Below are 16,462 nucleotides of genomic sequence, written 5' to 3'. Positions count from 1 at the left end.
GTACAGCGACCGACTTGTGTGCCTACGATTTCGTCGCCTGGCGCTTCGCGGCCTGATATGTTTCGCTCGCCTCGCAAGCGCGATCCCTTCGGCCTCACGCACCAGTTTGCGAAGATTGTGAAGTTGAGCAATACGGCGAGTCATCAGCTCGACTCGTTCGACCAAAGCCTCGGCTGAAATAACCTTACAACCACTCATATACTTACCTGTACGATACTATTTAAAATGTAAAATAAACAGGAGGTTACTAGCAGCGGAATTCTAATTTTGCAACAATGCAAAAATGGGCTTTGCAAATCCCAGCATGCCGCGATCTGCCTGCCGAATTAAGCGCGTTTTAAGGTCTGCGACCGACACTCCGAAACGGGAGTGCCTCGTATGGCTCAGGTCGCGGTATGCAGCTTTCTCTTTGGCGCCGTCTTCGGATTGCGCTTTAGGGTGCCTGTCCTTCTGCCGCTGACGCTTGCGACCGGCGCAATCATACTCCTGAGCGTCCCGGTCCTTTCCTTGACGCTGCTCGAGAGCCTCACCTGCTTTGCGATCGGCACGCTTACCCTCCATGGCGGATACCTGTTCGGATCGTTCACTGGCTTCGCCATTTCGCAGGTGCGGGCAACCCGCGTTGCTGTCCATCCGCCCACGGAAAGCGGCAGTTGCAATCGGAGCCGCGATGCGCAAATGCCGCACGACCCGCATATGACAAACTGCGTGGATGATATCGGCGCATCGAATTTGATCCGCTGAATGGCCCCGCGCAGTTTCATTGCGTGCCGATTAAATCCTCATCCTGCTGCCGCCGATCGCGAAGCTGGCGGCAACCGCCAGAACTCGTTGCATCTCCGCCCATTCTGCAGTCGCCGTTTCTTGCTGCGGGGAACTTTCAAGGAGACAGGGCGGAGGCTACTCCCTCTGAAACAATTAACATTTCGGTAGGAAATGAGCTTTGATAAGAGCCGTCACGACATTGATCGGCTTCAGAAGCAGGCAGCTGGCTTAAGGATGGGCCTTACCCGACGCTTTCCCAACTACATCAAGCCTCGGCTTCCCGATGGCGTCCGCGTCTACGCGATCGGAGACGTCCACGGACGCGCCGATCTCCTTCAATCGCTCTTAACTGTCATTGACGTTGATCTCGACCGTTCGGCGCCGGAGCGCGCCATCCAGGTCTTTCTCGGCGATTACATCGATCGCGGTCCCCAATCGCGGGCCGTGCTCGATCTCCTGATCCAGCGCAGCCAAAGTCATGAGACGGTCTGCCTCAAGGGCAACCACGAGGTCTTCCTGCTTGACGTGCTGAAGGATCCCGCCAAACTGCAGGAGTGGCGCCACTATGGCGGCCTGTTGACACTGATGTCCTATGGCGTGACCCCGACCATGAACCCGACGGCGCAAGAGCAGGTCGAGTTCATCGAGGGGTTGAAGCGCGCCTTGCCGCCCGAGCACCTTGCATTCCTCGAGCAGTTGCCGACTTCGTTCACCTGCGGGGACTTCTTCTTCGTCCACGCCGGCGTTCGTCCCGGCGTTTCGCTCGACAAGCAGCACGAGCAGGATCTGCTCTGGATCAGGGACGAATTCCTCAATTCCGAAGAGCGATTCGGCAAATACATCGTTCACGGACACACGCCCGTCAGCGCGCCGGATGTTCGGCCGAACCGCATCAACATCGATACGGGCGCATATGCGACCGGCAACTTGACGCTGCTGACGATACAGGGCGACAGTCTGCTCGCGATTTGAAGTGTCAATTTCGGCTTTACGCAACACCGGGGCAGAGGCGGTGCTCTTCGACAAATTCAGCCGATGGACCAGGCGCTCGATCCCCAGTTCAGCGCCCTGCTACGGCGCATTGGTCGGGGGCGCATACGGTGAGACGTCAACCCTTGAAGCTGAGCAGAAAGCATTTGCTCGATCCGAGCTTTACCAGTTGTGATCCAAAGCTGCCTCGAGGCACGCTGCTCGTCCCTTACCCGATGCCGCGAATTCACGATGAACAGGTGTTCATGAGCGTGACGAAATCGTCACGGAAGTTTCGTTGAATGGCCTTGCTGATTGCTTACGTTTTTCTCGAAGAGGAGGACGTTCCATGAAGCAATCGCAACATCTCCTGGATAACGCGGTGACCTGCTCCAAGCTTGCAAAGCGGACAACCGACAAACAGGCGAAGGCACACTTCAAGCGCATGGAAGATGCTTGGAGGGCTCTGGCGCGAGAACAAGACTGGCTCGATGGAGAAATTGCTCCAGTCGAAGCATCCCGGCTTGGCCGCCCGACCGGCGTCAGGCAATCCCTGTCATGACATACGGACTGGATTGGCTCCCTCGTCGGTGGGATGATTGATGACGGCCTCGTTGGCCGCTCAATCCATCAGGAGCTTGTAGGCGGCAATCAGAGCCACCATGGCCGCAAAGATCAGCAGGGCCGGCACCGATTTTCGGGCGGCCGGCCTGTCGGACGTGGTCGCGGCCAGCCGAGCTGGTGGAGGCTGACGCGGGCTCTGCGACCGCACTGAGCCGTTGTCCACGGATGCAGCGACGGCTTCCAGTTCTGGCGCGGCGCCCACGCCTCCCATCTCGCTATAATACCTCGCGTAGACCTCGCGCACTGCCACCCCTTTCGACTCGGCCTCGCTCATCCGCTCAAGCCTCGCTCGATAGTCGAGCAAGAACGCTTGCGCATTCGGAGGCAAGTCATCGAAGCTCCCGAGCTTGGCCATCATAAGCCAGGTGGCAAAATCCGCCTCAGCTTTGGAGTGGGCTTTTCGGGCGACGCGGATACTCGGGCGTGAGACCATAATTATCTGATCGATTTGCGACTAAAATCGCGGGCATTCATACCGTTCGTCGGACGGTTCGTCTGGATGTGCGAATTATCCAAGCTGTCGTCAAGCACTTCGCTTGGGGTCTGTATGTGCAGGCCACTCGGGCCGGCAAATCCTGCTGAAGTTCAGGGCTCTGGCGCGACGTTAGTAGTCAGCCAACGGCTTCTGCAGGCGGGCTCACCAGGCTGACCTCGCCCGCTATCTGACGCGAGAGGCGTGCGGCTTCATAGTGATGAGAGAGTTCCCGCACGGAGCCGACGGTTCCTTCCTCGGCGCGGCGGTGCAGGGAACAATCAGTACCACCGCGACTCGCCGCCTTCACCCGCAGCTTAAGCCGCCTGCGGTCCCCAAATATCCCGATGCACGAATATCTGCGCTATGCGGCTCCCCGGTGTAGCGGGGAGATCGGTTCTGGCTAGATTCCTGAAAATAGCTACGGCCACATAATGCGCAATAATATTAATATTAAATATAGCTTTATTTATATATCGAAATCGGATTATTTATAACACGCTCTAATTAAATCGGGATTGAGATCATGAAGGGCATTATCCTCGCCGGCGGGACGGGGTCGCGCCTCTACCCGGCGACGACCGTGGTCTCAAAGCAGCTGTTGCCCGTGTTCGACAAGCCGATGATCTACTATCCGCTGTCGACGCTGATGCTGGGCGGCATCCGCGACATCCTGATCATCTCGACGCCGCAGGACAAGCCGCTGTTTCAGCGGCTGCTCGGCGACGGCAGCGATATCGGCGTGCGCTTTTCCTATGCCACGCAGGAGACGCCACGCGGGCTTGCGGACGCCTTCATCGTCGGCCGGGATTTTATCGGCACCGACCCCGTCGCCTTGATACTGGGCGACAACATCTTCTACGGGCACGGTCTGCCGGAGATGCTGTCCGCGGCATCGCTGCGCCGGAAGGGCGCCACCGTATTCGGCTATGTCGTGAAAACGCCCGAGCAGTACGGCGTGATCGAACTCGACAATAGAGGCCGCGCCCTCTCGATCGAGGAGAAGCCGAAGCAGCCGAAGTCCAATGTCGCCGTCACGGGGCTGTATTTCTACGACAACGACGTCGTCGACATCGCGGCCAAGGTCAAGCCGTCGGCGCGCGGCGAGATCGAGATCACCGACGTCAACAACGCCTACCTCGAGCGCGGCGATCTCTATGTCGAGGTGCTCGGCCGCGGTTTTGCCTGGCTCGACACAGGCACGCATGCCTCGCTGGTCGACGCCAGCTATTTCGTCCAGATCCTCGAACAGCGCCAGGGGCTGCGCATCGCTTGCCCGGAGGAGATCGCACTGCGCCAGGGCTACATCTCGCTGCAGGCGTTCGCCCGGGTGGCGCAGAAGACCGCCAAGAGCAGCTACGGCGAATATTTAATGTCCGTTTATCGTTCATTTGAGCATTAGAGGCAGCTCACCATGCGTTTCAAGGGTTCGACCATCTTTGTCACGGGCGGTGCGGGTTTTATCGGCTCCGCCGTCGTGCGCCACCTGCTGCGCGACACCCATGCCCGCGTCGTCAATATCGACAAGCTGACTTACGCAGCGAACCCCAATTCGCTGCCCGGCGCCGCTCAGAACCTGAACTACAGTTTCGAGAAGCAATGCATTTGCGACGGCGCCGGGCTGCGCCGCCTGTTCGAGAGATACCAGCCCGACGCGGTGATGAACCTCGCCGCCGAGAGCCATGTCGATCGCTCGATCGATGGTCCCGGCGAATTCATCCAGACCAACATCGTCGGCACCTTCACCATCCTGCAGGAAGCGTTGCGCCATTGGCGGACGCTGTCGCCCGAGAGACGTGCACGCTTCCGCTTCCTGCACATCTCGACCGACGAGGTGTTCGGCTCGCTCGGCGACAACGGCTTCTTCACGGAGACGACGGCGTATGCGCCGAACTCGCCCTATTCGGCGAGCAAGGCGTCCTCCGACCATCTGGTGCGCGCCTGGCGCGAGACTTACGATTTGCAGACGCTGGTCACCAACTGTTCGAACAATTACGGTCCCTATCATTTCCCGGAAAAGCTGATCCCGCACATGATCATCAAGGGCCTGGCGGGCGAGCCCCTGCCCGTCTATGGCGATGGAAAGAACATCCGTGACTGGCTCTATGTCGAGGATCACGCCAAGGCGCTCACGCTGGTGCTCGAGCGCGGCACGGTCGGGGAGACCTACAATGTCGGTGGCCGCAACGAGCGTAGCAACCTGCATGTGGTCGAAACCATCTGCGATCTCCTCGACGAGATCGCACCGAGCGCGCAGGGTCGGCGCCGTGACCTGATCACCTTCGTCGCCGACCGCCCCGGCCACGACCGCCGCTATGCTATCGACGCCTCCAAGCTGGAACGCGAATTGGGATGGAAAGCGCAGGAAACATTCGAAAGCGGCATCGCGAAAACGGCGCGCTGGTTCTGCGACAATCGTGCCTGGTGGCAGGCCATCCTCGACCACGGCTACCAACGCGCCCGCATTGGGCTAGGATAGGCCTCAACCCCGCAAACGGGGCTGGGGATTGTCTTTGGCCGTCATTTGGTCATCATGGAAATGGTTCAGCTATGACATTTCAAGTCACAGCGTGACGCATCCACACGCGCCTCAGCGCAGGCGATCCACTTAGGAAAAGGTTTCAAGGTCCGATATGCGAATAACAATGGTGGGCACGGGTTACGTCGGTCTGGTCTCTGGCGCCTGCTTTGCGGACTTCGGCCATCAGGTGACCTGTGTCGACAAGAACGCGGAAAAGATCGCGGCACTCACGCGGGGCGAGATTCCGATCTTTGAACCGGATCTGGATCGGTTGGTGGAAGCCAACACCCGGGCTGGACGGCTGTCGTTCACGACCGAGCTCGCCGAGCCCGTCTCTCACTCCGACGCCGTTTTCATAGCGGTCGGAACCCCGTCGCGGCGGGGCGATGGTCACGCGGACCTCAGCTACGTCTACGCCGCGGCGCGCGAGATTGCTGGGAGCCTGAAGGATTTCACTGTCGTCATCACCAAATCGACCGTTCCGGTCGGAACTGGCGATGAGGTCGAAAGACTCATTCGCGAGGCCAATCCCGACGCCGACGTCGTGGTCGCCTCCAATCCCGAATTCCTGCGCGAGGGCGCGGCGATCAGGGACTTCAAGCATCCCGACCGGATCGTCGTCGGCACTGACGACGAGCGGGCCAGGAAGAGCATCGCCGAAATCTATCGTCCGCTCTACCTCAACCAGGCGCCGCTGATGTTCACCGGCCGTCGCACCGCGGAGCTGATCAAATACGCTGCCAACGCCTTCCTCGCGACCAAGATCACCTTCATCAATGAAATTGCCGACCTTGCCGAGAAAGTCGGCGCCGATGTGCAGGAGGTCGCGCGCGGCATCGGCCTTGATAATCGCATCGGCACCAAGTTCCTCCACGCCGGCCCTGGTTTTGGCGGCTCGTGCTTTCCGAAGGATACGCGTGCCCTGATCAAGACGGCGCAGGATTATGAAGCGCCGATCCGCATCGTCGAAGCCGTGCTGGCCGTGAATGAAAACCGCAAGCGCGCGATGGCGCGCAAGGTCGCCTCGGTGCTTGGCGGGTCGCTGCGCGGCAAGACCGTCGCGCTGCTCGGGCTGACCTTCAAGCCCAACACCGACGACATGCGGGAGTCGCCATCGATCCCGTTGACCACGGCCCTGCAGGATCTCGGGGCAAAGATCAGGGCTTACGATCCGGAAGGCATCGAACAGGCGCGCTCCGAACTATCCGACGTCACCTATTGTGACGGCCCGTACAGCTGCGCCGAGGGCGCCGACGCGCTGGTGATCGTGACCGAGTGGGAACAATTCCGCGCCCTCGATCTGGAGGCCTTGAAGCAGAAGATGGCCAATCCGGCCATCGTCGACCTCCGCAACATCTATCGACCGAGCGACGTCGTCGCTCATGGATTCAAATACGAAAGCGTCGGCAGGCCGGCACCGTCGGCGAGCTAAAGCGTGATGGCTTTTGTTTGAATCTGCGGGTGAACGCAGCTGCTCACCTCTCCCATAGGGAGAGGTGAGCGAATGGGCGAACAGCCTGTTGCGATCGATAAGGCCGACGTCGAAGCCACAGAAGCGCACGACGTGGTCACCGGTCACGAGCTCAGCGACGCCGATAAGCTGGTCCGTCAGCGCCTCGGGCCTGCTGCTCAGGCCAGACCTTCAGGGGACGATGCATCCACACGTGCCGATGCTCGTCCGTTAGGAGATCCACGTGGCCCTGCGGCGTAGTCCGGTCACGGTCAGCCACACCGCCGAAATCAAAAAGTAAAAGGCGCCTACGGCAGCATAGCCCGCCAAGTTGGCGATTGACGGCGGCGTCGGCAGCTGAGCCTGCGCGATGAACAAACCGCCCGCCACGGCTGACTGGCCGCCACTAAGCACCATTGCCCATTGTGCGCCATAGCTCTTCCACCGCCGGACTGCGGTGCCAAGTTGGAGCAGTCCAGAAAGAAGCGCCCATGCACCGAAAACCCCGACCACCCAGTTCATGCTCATCCGCAAAGCCAGAACGACCGCCACCGTCGTCGCAAGACTCACGAAGACATTGAGGGCCTGCGTGCGATTCTCACCCAATCCACCGCTGCGCGATGCGTCGACATAATTGGCCGCCGCGTCCCACGCAGGATAGGTGAGGAGGAGGATCGCTGCGATCGACGAGGACTGTTGTCCGACCGTGAACACCGCAGCCACCCAGGCTGCGGAGAATGCGGTTCGGGCAAAGTAGTAAGCCTTCAACCATTGCTCTTGCTTGGTGAGGGCTGAATTTGCTGGGCGGACTGTCATCTGCTCTCCTCTGGACTAAAAGGCATCCTTACCTACTAGTTGGTAGATTCCGCGGCGCAATCTGACACCTGGCCCGAGACGGCGCGCCGCTCCCCGTCCGATGGCTCCTCAGAAAAGACAGACGTGCATCGTCAACGCCGCGCGGAAAGTTGGTCTAGCAATGGATTGAGAATCGTCCCGAACATCTTTGGATCGCCATACGCTCGTGCGGACAACATCGCTCCGTGGACAATTGCCATGAACGTTTCGGCCTCCACGCGCGGCGTTGTCACGAGTTGCACGCGTCCCTCGTGCGAGCCACGCTCAAGCACCGAGGCAAGCCAATTTGACAACCAGCGAAAATGCGCTCTGACTTCGAGTGCGACCTCTTCTGGTAAGACAGGCAGTTCACTCGCGAGCAGCGCGCAAACGCAAAAGGGGGCGCTCACGCTAGTGATGCAGGCTTCCCAGTACCCAGTATAACTGCGGAGTAGTTCGATCGGATCTGAGATATTCCGTTCGAGGTGGGCAACTCCTGCCCGAGCCTCTTCGCGATAGCGAGCAACCAACGTGCGAACGAGGTCCACCTTGCTGGGAAAATGATGGTGGATGCTTGGTTTCCGGATTCCGATCACATTCGCAACGTCCGCATAGCTGAAGCCGTGGTACCCTCCGGCAATTATGAGAGAGCGCGCGCAAGCCAGAATCTCGTCGGCAGTCGATGAAAGGTTGCTCATCATGACAATCTACCTTCTAGTCGGTAGATCGTCAAGCTAGAACGAGCACAACGAACGGTTTGACTTCCCGGCTGATGCTTCAGCGACGGAAGACCTCTCGGAAGAACCGCGACTGCCATAAGGCGCGTACAGCAGGTAGTGCGCCCGACGTTTCTGCGAGCGCCGGTCGGGCACCGCATATCCCAGAAGAAAGCCCACTGAAAACGTGGCAAGCAAAATCAGCGCGGGAAAATGATATTGGTCCAATATACTTGCGACAGCATGCCGTCGTGACAGAGGGTAACGCTTCGAAACGGAAGCTATCAGTCACACGCGGTGATAGTCGCGGAACCAGGCAACGAACTTCGCAACGCCGTCCTCGATCCGGGTATGCGGCCGAAAGCCGATCTCACGCGCGAGATCGTCGACGTCAGCAAAGGTGGCGGGCACGTCGCCGGGCTGCATGGGCAGCAGCACCTTCTGGGCTTCCCGTCCAAGTCCCCTCTCCAGGAGCGCGACCACGTGCATCAATTCTTCCGGCTTGTTGTTGCCGACATTGTAGATGCGCCATGGCGCCTTGCTCGAGCTCGGGTTGGGCTTGTCGCCCGACCAGTCCGGATCGCCCTGCGGCACATGATCGATGAGTCGCGTCATCGCCTCGACGACGTCATCGACGTAAGTAAAATCGCGGCGCATGTTGCCCTGATTGAACAGGTTGATCGGCTTGCCCTCGCTGATGGCGCGCGCAAAGAGGTAGAGCGCCATGTCAGGCCGATACCAGGGACCGTACACCGTGAAGAAGCGAAGCCCGGTCATCGGAATGCCGTAGAGGTGGCTGTAGGAATGGGCGAGCAGTTCGTTCGCCTTCTTGGTCGCGGCATAGAGGCTGATGGGATGATCGACATTGTCACGCACGGAGAACGGCAGCTTGGTGTTGGCGCCGTAGACCGAGGACGACGACGCGAACAACAGATGCCGGCAGCCATTATGCCGGCAGCCCTCCAGGATGTTGATGAAGCCTTCGAGGTTGGCGTCGGCATAGGCGTGGGGGTTCTGCAGCGAATATCTGACGCCCGCCTGCGCCGCCAGATGGACCACCACCGGAAAGCGGTACTCTTCAAACAGCGCCTTCATGCCGGCACGGTCGGCGAGGTCGAGCTTGCGGAAGGTGAAGTTCGGATGGTCCTTGATGAGGTCGAGGCGTGCGAGCTTGAGCGCTGGATCGTAGTAGTCGTTGAGATTGTCGATGCCGATGACACGCTGGCCGGCCGCCAGCAACCGTTGTGTGAAATGAAGGCCGACGAACCCCGCGCAACCCGTGACCAGCAAATCGTCTGCAGACACCGCTTTTCCATCCTTCGCGCCATAACGCCCAGTAGCGTCATGATCGCCGCACAATGCGTCGCTGTGAAGGCTTTAGCGGGACCGATCGGCCATTATCCTTGACGGCAGAACCGCCTGCCTAATTGCTGGCGGATGGCTTGTAGTCAGGAAACCGGCTCAGCACGGCGGCCTTCATGAACTTGAAATGCGCGATCGCCGTGGCGAGTTCCGTGAGCCGGCGCTGCCCATTGGCGATCTCGGCGTCGAACAAGTCCTGGTGATAGTTATCGAGCGGCTCACGCTCCAGATATTCGTCAGTGCCGTTGCCGAGCGTCACTGCGGCACGCGCCAGGACGTCGTCGACACGGCGGCTCAGGCCGCGCTGCTCGCTCTCGGCGGCCTCCAGCGCCTCGTCGATCGCGGCCACGATCGATCCCACCCGCAGCCGGTCCGTCTCGGCGTCGCGCTCGGGCGAACGCGCCCGGAAGCCCTCATCGATCCCCAGCCGGGCCTTGATGAAGTTCTGCGCTCGGGATCGCAAGAAGAGCTGAAACATCTGCGTTCGTCCGGTCCGGCCCCTTGCAGGAGCAACGCGCAAAAGTCGCCCCGGCTTAGTTAAGGAACGGTAAATTTGCGGCCGCAGCGCCCCGCGGCGATTGGCCATACGAATATGTCCCGCGGATCAAGAGAACCACCAGAGCACCAGTTTCAGGAACAGCGAACCCAAGAGAAGGACCCAACCCGCCATGGCGAACAGCGCCACGGCCAGGAATACGCCGGAGAAACTGTGCTCCTTCGCCCGCGTCAGGAGCGAAACTTTTTCTGGTGGGGAGAGCATACGGGATCTGCGATGGGGAACGTTCAGATCCGACTTCTACGATGCAAATTCGGTAAACTGGTGACGCTTCCCTGCCGCTACCTTCCAGGCGCCGCGTGCGGGCAACACGTGTCAGTGAAGTTGCCGAGCAGTCGCTCCGCCTCCGGGGTCGGTCGATGTAACTGCACCAGCAGATACATCGACCGAGCCGCCGATCGTGGCCTATCTCAGGTGTGGAAGAATACGAACCAGATCACGCCAAGGATCAGAACTGCGAGCCCCGTCGAAATCGACAACAGCGCGGCCACGGAGGGGCCTGGTTCGGCTTGCCGCGCCTCGGTCGTGGTTTCAACGATCCGGCCATCTCGGTGCGTCGTTGCCATGCGCCACCTCATTCCGTTCAGCCGGCAGTCAAGTGCCTGCAACTACCATCTCTGCCTGGATGCCTTGTCCTGGACGCAACGCATGATCGGAAGCGATGTTCCGAGGGTTTGGCGGCTGACCGGACGAGCCAAGGCGCCGCATGGACTGCGACAAATCCGCAAGAACCATGCCGGCTATCAGCGGTTAACGTCACTGGCAGGTTCACCGTTTGGCCATGCTTGAAACCGGGTTCCGCGGTGCTATCTTCCGCCTGCCGTCTGTTGCGTCTTCGGAGTATCCCTATGGCCCCCCGCGCCAACTGGAAGGGTTTTCTGCGGCTGTCGCTCGTGACCTGCCCGGTCGCGCTCTACCCGGCCACGTCAGACACCGAGAAGGTCTCCTTCAACCAGGTCAATCGCAAGACCGGGCATCGCATCAAATACACCAAGGTCGATGCCGAGACCGGCGAGGAAGTCGCCGCCGAAGACATCATGAAGGGCTACAAGGTCGATACCGACACCTACATCGAGATCACCAAGGACGAGCTCGACGACATCGCCCTGGAATCGACGCGCACCATCGAGATCGATGAATTCGTGCCGAAAGCGGACATCGACAGCCGCTATCTGATCCGCCCCTATTATCTCGTCCCGGACGGCAAGGTCGGCCACGACGCGTTCGCGGTGATCCGCGAGACCATCCGTAGTCTGAACAAGGTGGCGATCGGCCGCGTGGTGCTGACCAACCGCGAGCACGTCATCGCGCTGGAGCCGCTCGGCAAGGGCCTGATGGGGACGCTGCTGCGCTACCCCTATGAGGTCCGCGACGAGAAGGAATATTTCGACGACGTGCAGGACGTGAAGATCACCAAGGACATGCTCGACCTCGCCAAGCACATCGTCGAGCAGAAATCGGCCGACTTCGATCCCGCCGAGTTCGACGACCGTTACGAAACCGCGCTGATCGAGCTGATCAACCAGAAGCGCACCGGCCTGCCGGTGGCGAAGCCCGCGCCGAAATCGACCGGCAATGTCATCAATCTGATGGATGCGCTCAAGCGCAGCCTTGCCAATGAGAAGCAGGCGCCTGCTCCCACCAAAGCCAAAGGCAAGAAGCCGAAGAAGCGGGTCGAGGGCCAGCGCGAAATGCTGTTGCCGATCGCCGGAAGCGGCAGCGGCGCCGGCAAGCGCGCCGCCAAGGAAGAGCCGAAGAAGGCCGAAAAGCCCGTGCGTGCGCCGACCCGAGCCAAGAAGGCTGGATAGGCAGGGAAGCAGCCCGGCGGTTTCATGCAATGATAGCGACGCGGCAGGCGGCGAGCTGACATGCCGTGGTCGACGCCTTTCGAGCAACCGATCGTCCTGCGCGGCGGCCGCAAGCTGGTGACGCTTCAGCACGCCGCCGATTACATCATGAAACTGCCGGAGCCCGTGCAGCAGCGCGAACGCTGGCAAACCGCGGTCGAGAATCTGATCCATGCCGCCGAGACCGGCGGCGGTTGGCTGATGTTCGCGCGGATCGCGGTGCTGCGGGCCCTCAACGAAGACGAAGTCGGCTGACGGCCGCGCGCGCTGTTACTGCGGGAATCCGTCGCGAACCCGGACAAAGAGCAGCCTGACGTTTTCACCAAGGCTGGTGACCGCGGCGACGATCACGATGCTGATGCTGCAGGCGACCAGGCAATATTCGATCGCGGTTGCTCCGCGCTCATCGCTGAAAAAGCTTGAAAACAACTGGCGCATCAAAAATCCTCGTCGACGCCTCGCACCGGTTTCTCCCCGTCTCGCGTCTTGGCGGCAACCTAGAGGCTGACTGGTTGATGCCTCATTGACTGATAGGATGAATGATTGATTAAGGCTGCCGGAGGATTGCGCCGGCATTTGCAGAGAGCGAAGCAACCCGGCAGAACACGCCGGATTGCTTCGTCGCCGTTTCCTCGCAAAGCGCGAAGCGAGGGCGATCAGAAGTTGCGCTGCGCGCGAAGCTGCAGCTCGAACGTATCCTGGTCCTTGAACTCGTAGCGCGCGGACGGCTTCGGCGCGGACGCGCCAAGCACGGCCGATCCCTCGAATTTTTGGTCGAGGTGGAACCACTGGAATTCGGCCGTGAAGGTCAGGTTCTTGACCGGGGTCCAGCGGGTGGCGACGCCAAGCTGCGACAGGTTGAAGTCGGGGTTGCAAACGTAATCCGCGCTGACCGCTTTGCCGGGCGTGGTGTAGTTGGCGCACATGAAGGCCGTCGCCGCGCCGTCATAGCGGACCGCCGTGTACGAGCCGTAGAGGCTGCTCGACCAATATGGGTCCCAGTTATGGTTGAACGCGCCGCGAACGCCAAAGGCCTCCGTCAGATGCAGCGAGCCGTCGCCGCCGGCTGTGACGGGCAGATAGACGGCGTCGGTCGTCGCACCGAACCCGATGCTCTGATAGGCGCCGAAAGCGCTGCTGCTGCCGAACATGGCAAAGCTCGGCGAGGTCGAGGACGTCCCGATCACGTACTTCGTCGCGCCCTTGGCATAGCTCGCGTCCATCTTGATGTCGTCGCCGGCACCGGTCGGGATGTTCTTGATCTGCAACGCCGCCTGCACCGCGCCGCCCCACGAGGTGTCGGGATGTCCGGAAAGCTCGGATGCCGCGGTCGGCGCCGCGCCCGGCAGGCCGACCGCGCCCGCCGGCGCGCCGAGCGCGTTGAGCGTGTTGTAGGAGCCGCTCACTTCATGCGCCGCGGCCGAGATCTGGAACAGACCCCAGGCCTGGTCGACGCGGATGTTGCCGACCACGTCAGGCGCGTGAACGCCCGCGTACGCGTTGCCGGTGTTGAACGTGGCATTCAGCGGCAGCGACAGGTTGTAGACCGCGGTGCGATCCCACACCGTCGGATCGTCGAGGCCGATGCTGGCCGACACGCCGTTGCCGAACTGCGCGGTGTACTGGATGTTGTTGACGCCGGTGTCGGTGTTCTGACCGCCGAGCAGGAAGTCCGAGATGTTGCCGGGGAAGCCCTGCCAAGGCGACGCGTAGGCAGACGCCGACTGACCGAAGGTGAAGCCTGCGAACTGGATAAAGAGGTACTGGAGGGTAACGTAGCCGCCGCCGGGAGTGTCGAGCAACTGCGAGCCGGCCACCGGAAGCGAGCCGTTGATTGAGTTCGGGTTGAAGGTGTTGTTGCCGAGCGTAGAGAACTGAAACCGGCCCATCCCGAAGGTACGGACAGTGCCATATTCGGTCTGGGTGCGGGTATCGATTGACAACGCCATACGGGAGCGTGCTGCGAAGTAGTCACGATAACGGTTACCCTGGCCGATGTCGCCATTCCAAGCGGGCTGGCCCTGCACGCCGCCGTTGAATGTGGCGTCGACCCGCAGATAGCCGCCGATCTTCATGCAGGTGTCGGTGCCCGGGATGTACCAGAAGCCGGCGCCGTACAGCGAGCAGACCTTCACATATTCGACGGCCTTCGCCTTGACTGGAAGATCGGCTGCTTGTGCGCCGCTGGCGGCCATCAGGCCTGCGGCTGTGCCGAGAATGAGTGTTCGCGCCCGTATCATATTTTCTAGATCTCCTAATCCCCAACATGCAGGTGCATGTTTGGAGCGCTAACTACTCCAAAAACCTCCGGCGACAATGACAACGACATGAAACAGACACACTTCGCTGTGCGCTGTGATGTTTTCGCCACGTCGACGGTTCGAAGTACATCGAATAATCGCATTCGCCTCGCGCAGATCAGATCTGACAGCACAAAAGTTTGATCGACCATTCGCGCATTGCAAGCCTCCGCATCGCGAAATGCATATCTGCACTTCCGCGGACAGACGCAGCGCGCGCTTTACGCGCCGACGAAATCCTGTTCCTCTGGTGCAAAGCGGCCGGGTGAACCGGCCGCGACCCAAGGGAGAGATACGGCCATGAAGCTCGGCACGGCGATTGCAGAAATCATGAAGCGCGAGGGCATCGAGATCCTCTGCGGCTATCCGGTCAATCATCTGATTGAGCACGCCGCCAACGCCGATATCCGCCCGATCATGGTGCGGCAGGAGCGCGTCGGTGTGCACATGGCGGACGCAATCTCCCGCGTCACGTCCGGCCGCAGCATCGGCGCGTTCTGCATGCAGCACGGCCCCGGCTCGGAGAATGCGATGGGCGGGGTGGCGCAATGCTTCGGCGAGTCGGTGCCCGTGCTGGTGCTGCCGATGGGCTATCCGCGCCGACTCGCGAACATCGAGCCGAACTTCAATTCCAGCCAGGCGATGAAGGCATTCACGAAATCGTCAGAGCCGATCATTCTCGCCTCAGAAGTATGCAACATCTTTCGCCGCGCCTTCACCCAGCTCAAGAACGGTCGCGGCGGACCGGTCATCGTCGAAATCCCCGCCGATATGTGGAACGAAGAGGTGCCGGAGCCCTTAAACTACACGCCGGTGCTGCGCACCCGCTACGGCGCCGACCCCGTGCATGTGAAGGAGGCCGCCGCACTCCTGGTCAACGCCAAGCGTCCGGTGATCTATGCCGGCCAGGGCGTGCATTATGCGCGCGCCTGGCCGCAACTGAAGCGCCTGGCCGAACGGCTCGCCATTCCCGTCACGACCAGCCTCGGCGGCAAATCGTCGTTTCCGGAGACGCATCCGCTCTCGCTCGGCTCGGGCGGGCTCGCGGTGCCGCGCGCGGTGCCGAAATTCCTTGCCGACGCTGACGTGATCTTCGGCATCGGCTGCTCGTTCACGGAAACAAATTTCGGCATCGCCATGCCGAAGGGCAAGACCATCATCCATTCGACGCTTGATCCCAATCACCTGAACAAGGATGTCGAGGCCAGGATCGGCCTGGTCGGCGACGCGGCACTCGTGCTCGATGCGCTGCTCGAAGAGATCGGCAAGACCGTCACGTCGGATCGAGACGCCAGTGCGGTTGCGGCCGAGATCACCGCGATCAACAAGGAGTGGCTCGCGAAGTGGATGCCGAAGCTCACCCATAACGAGGCCCCGCTCAACCCGTACCGCGTGCTGTGGGACCTGCAGCACACCGTCGACATCCACAACACCATCATCACCCATGACGCCGGCAGCCCGCGCGACCAGCTCTCGCCGTTCTGGAAGTCGGTCGAGCCCCTCTCCTATCTCGGCTGGGGCAAGACCACGCAGCTCGGCTATGGGCTCGGGCTCGCGATGGGCGCCAAGCTCGCGATGCCGGACAAGCTCTGCATCAACGTCTGGGGCGACGCGGCCATCGGCTTCACCGGCATGGACTTCGAGACCGCGGTGCGCGAGCGCATTCCGATCATGTCGATCCTGCTCAACAATTTCTCGATGGCGATCGAATTGAAGGTGATGCCGATCTCGACCGAGAAATACCGCTCAACCGACATTTCCGGCGACTACGCCGCGATGGCGCGCGCCTTCGGCGGCTATGGCGAGCGGGTGACCAACCCTGAGGACATCGTGCCGGCGATCAAGCGCGGCATCCAGAAGACCAAGGAAGGCGTTCCGGTCCTGCTCGAATTCATCACCAGCAAGGAAACCGAGGTGTCGAGGCCGGGCACTTGACCTTCTCCCCTTGTGGGAGAAGGTGGCGCGCATGAAATGCGCGACGGATGAGGGGTTGTCTCCACGCGCACGGGTGTTCGTGGAGAGAACCCCTCACCCGAACGAGTTCGT

The 16,462-nt window shown here is 60.9% G+C and carries 18 protein-coding genes; 9 read left to right on the top strand and 9 right to left on the bottom strand.

Annotated elements, in window-relative coordinates:
* The first annotated feature begins 378 nt into the window (after window positions 1-378).
* The 3 genes from J6497_RS24035 to J6497_RS24025 all read left to right on the top strand — a co-directional run bounded on the left by J6497_RS24035 (window position 379) and on the right by J6497_RS24025 (window position 2,296).
* Window positions 379-744 (top strand): hypothetical protein, encoded by a 366-nt coding sequence (locus J6497_RS24035; protein ID WP_225706754.1) that lies wholly within the window; start codon window positions 379-381, stop codon window positions 742-744.
* A 255-nt stretch (window positions 745-999) separates the two neighbouring features.
* Complete coding sequence (locus tag J6497_RS24030; protein ID WP_225706753.1) at window positions 1,000-1,737, top strand: metallophosphoesterase family protein; 738 nt, start codon at window positions 1,000-1,002, stop codon at window positions 1,735-1,737.
* A gap of 346 nt (window positions 1,738-2,083) precedes the next feature.
* Window positions 2,084-2,296, top strand: coding sequence for a hypothetical protein (locus tag J6497_RS24025; RefSeq protein ID WP_225706752.1), 213 nt, complete (start codon window positions 2,084-2,086; stop codon window positions 2,294-2,296).
* Between the two features lie 60 nt (window positions 2,297-2,356).
* Here J6497_RS24025 and J6497_RS24020 read toward each other — a convergent pair whose 3' ends face one another.
* Window positions 2,357-2,791 carry a hypothetical protein gene (locus J6497_RS24020; RefSeq protein WP_225706751.1) on the bottom strand — a complete coding sequence of 145 codons (435 nt, stop codon included), beginning with the start codon at window positions 2,789-2,791 and terminating at the stop codon, window positions 2,357-2,359.
* A 565-nt stretch (window positions 2,792-3,356) separates the two neighbouring features.
* Here J6497_RS24020 and rfbA point away from each other — a divergent pair.
* The 3 genes from rfbA to J6497_RS24005 all read left to right on the top strand — a co-directional run bounded on the left by rfbA (window position 3,357) and on the right by J6497_RS24005 (window position 6,783).
* On the top strand, window positions 3,357-4,232 hold the full coding sequence (rfbA, locus tag J6497_RS24015; protein ID WP_225706750.1) for a glucose-1-phosphate thymidylyltransferase RfbA: 876 nt from the start codon (window positions 3,357-3,359) through the stop codon (window positions 4,230-4,232).
* A 12-nt stretch (window positions 4,233-4,244) separates the two neighbouring features.
* Window positions 4,245-5,309: a dTDP-glucose 4,6-dehydratase gene (gene rfbB, locus J6497_RS24010; RefSeq protein WP_225706749.1), complete on the top strand. Its 1,065-nt coding sequence runs from the start codon at window positions 4,245-4,247 to the stop codon at window positions 5,307-5,309.
* A 154-nt stretch (window positions 5,310-5,463) separates the two neighbouring features.
* Window positions 5,464-6,783 (top strand): UDP-glucose dehydrogenase family protein, encoded by a 1,320-nt coding sequence (locus tag J6497_RS24005; protein WP_225706748.1) that lies wholly within the window; start codon window positions 5,464-5,466, stop codon window positions 6,781-6,783.
* 249 nt (window positions 6,784-7,032) lie between these two features.
* Here J6497_RS24005 and J6497_RS24000 read toward each other — a convergent pair whose 3' ends face one another.
* The 6 genes from J6497_RS24000 to J6497_RS23975 all read right to left on the bottom strand — a co-directional run bounded on the left by J6497_RS24000 (window position 7,033) and on the right by J6497_RS23975 (window position 10,835).
* Window positions 7,033-7,617, bottom strand: a complete 585-nt coding sequence (locus J6497_RS24000; RefSeq protein WP_225706747.1) for a DUF308 domain-containing protein — start codon at window positions 7,615-7,617, stop codon at window positions 7,033-7,035.
* A gap of 131 nt (window positions 7,618-7,748) precedes the next feature.
* Window positions 7,749-8,333: a TetR/AcrR family transcriptional regulator gene (locus J6497_RS23995; RefSeq protein ID WP_225706746.1), complete on the bottom strand. Its 585-nt coding sequence runs from the start codon at window positions 8,331-8,333 to the stop codon at window positions 7,749-7,751.
* 306 nt (window positions 8,334-8,639) lie between these two features.
* On the bottom strand, window positions 8,640-9,656 hold the full coding sequence (locus J6497_RS23990) for an NAD-dependent epimerase (RefSeq protein ID WP_225706745.1): 1,017 nt from the start codon (window positions 9,654-9,656) through the stop codon (window positions 8,640-8,642).
* A gap of 118 nt (window positions 9,657-9,774) precedes the next feature.
* Entirely contained in the window at window positions 9,775-10,191 is a 417-nt protein-coding gene (locus tag J6497_RS23985) for a hypothetical protein (protein ID WP_225706744.1), read from the bottom strand.
* A 126-nt stretch (window positions 10,192-10,317) separates the two neighbouring features.
* The gene (locus J6497_RS23980; protein ID WP_225706743.1) at window positions 10,318-10,473 is read right to left on the bottom strand and encodes a hypothetical protein; all 156 of its coding nucleotides are present in this window, start codon (window positions 10,471-10,473) and stop codon (window positions 10,318-10,320) included.
* 206 nt (window positions 10,474-10,679) lie between these two features.
* Window positions 10,680-10,835, bottom strand: coding sequence for a hypothetical protein (locus J6497_RS23975; RefSeq protein WP_225706742.1), 156 nt, complete (start codon window positions 10,833-10,835; stop codon window positions 10,680-10,682).
* Window positions 10,836-11,117: 282 nt separating this feature from the next.
* On the opposite strand from J6497_RS23975, the gene ku reads away from it, so the two are divergent.
* The gene (ku, locus tag J6497_RS23970) at window positions 11,118-12,077 is read left to right on the top strand and encodes a non-homologous end joining protein Ku (RefSeq protein WP_225706741.1); all 960 of its coding nucleotides are present in this window, start codon (window positions 11,118-11,120) and stop codon (window positions 12,075-12,077) included.
* Between the two features lie 60 nt (window positions 12,078-12,137).
* Window positions 12,138-12,371 carry a hypothetical protein gene (locus J6497_RS23965; RefSeq protein ID WP_225706740.1) on the top strand — a complete coding sequence of 78 codons (234 nt, stop codon included), beginning with the start codon at window positions 12,138-12,140 and terminating at the stop codon, window positions 12,369-12,371.
* Window positions 12,372-12,386: 15 nt separating this feature from the next.
* Here the strand turns inward: J6497_RS23965 and J6497_RS23960 are convergent, their stop codons facing one another.
* Window positions 12,387-12,554 (bottom strand): Flp family type IVb pilin, encoded by a 168-nt coding sequence (locus J6497_RS23960; protein WP_225706739.1) that lies wholly within the window; start codon window positions 12,552-12,554, stop codon window positions 12,387-12,389.
* A 218-nt stretch (window positions 12,555-12,772) separates the two neighbouring features.
* A complete protein-coding gene (locus tag J6497_RS23955) occupies window positions 12,773-14,356 on the bottom strand; it encodes a porin (protein ID WP_225706738.1) in 1,584 nt (527 codons plus the stop codon).
* A 219-nt stretch (window positions 14,357-14,575) separates the two neighbouring features.
* On the opposite strand from J6497_RS23955, the gene J6497_RS23950 reads away from it, so the two are divergent.
* The gene (locus J6497_RS23950; protein WP_283844878.1) at window positions 14,576-16,351 is read left to right on the top strand and encodes a thiamine pyrophosphate-requiring protein; all 1,776 of its coding nucleotides are present in this window, start codon (window positions 14,576-14,578) and stop codon (window positions 16,349-16,351) included.
* The last annotated feature ends 111 nt before the right edge of the window (window positions 16,352-16,462 follow it).

The organism is Bradyrhizobium cenepequi, assembly GCF_020329485.1.
Lineage (GTDB): Bacteria > Pseudomonadota > Alphaproteobacteria > Rhizobiales > Xanthobacteraceae > Bradyrhizobium > Bradyrhizobium cenepequi.
This window is presented reverse-complemented; position numbering and strand designations above follow the sequence as displayed.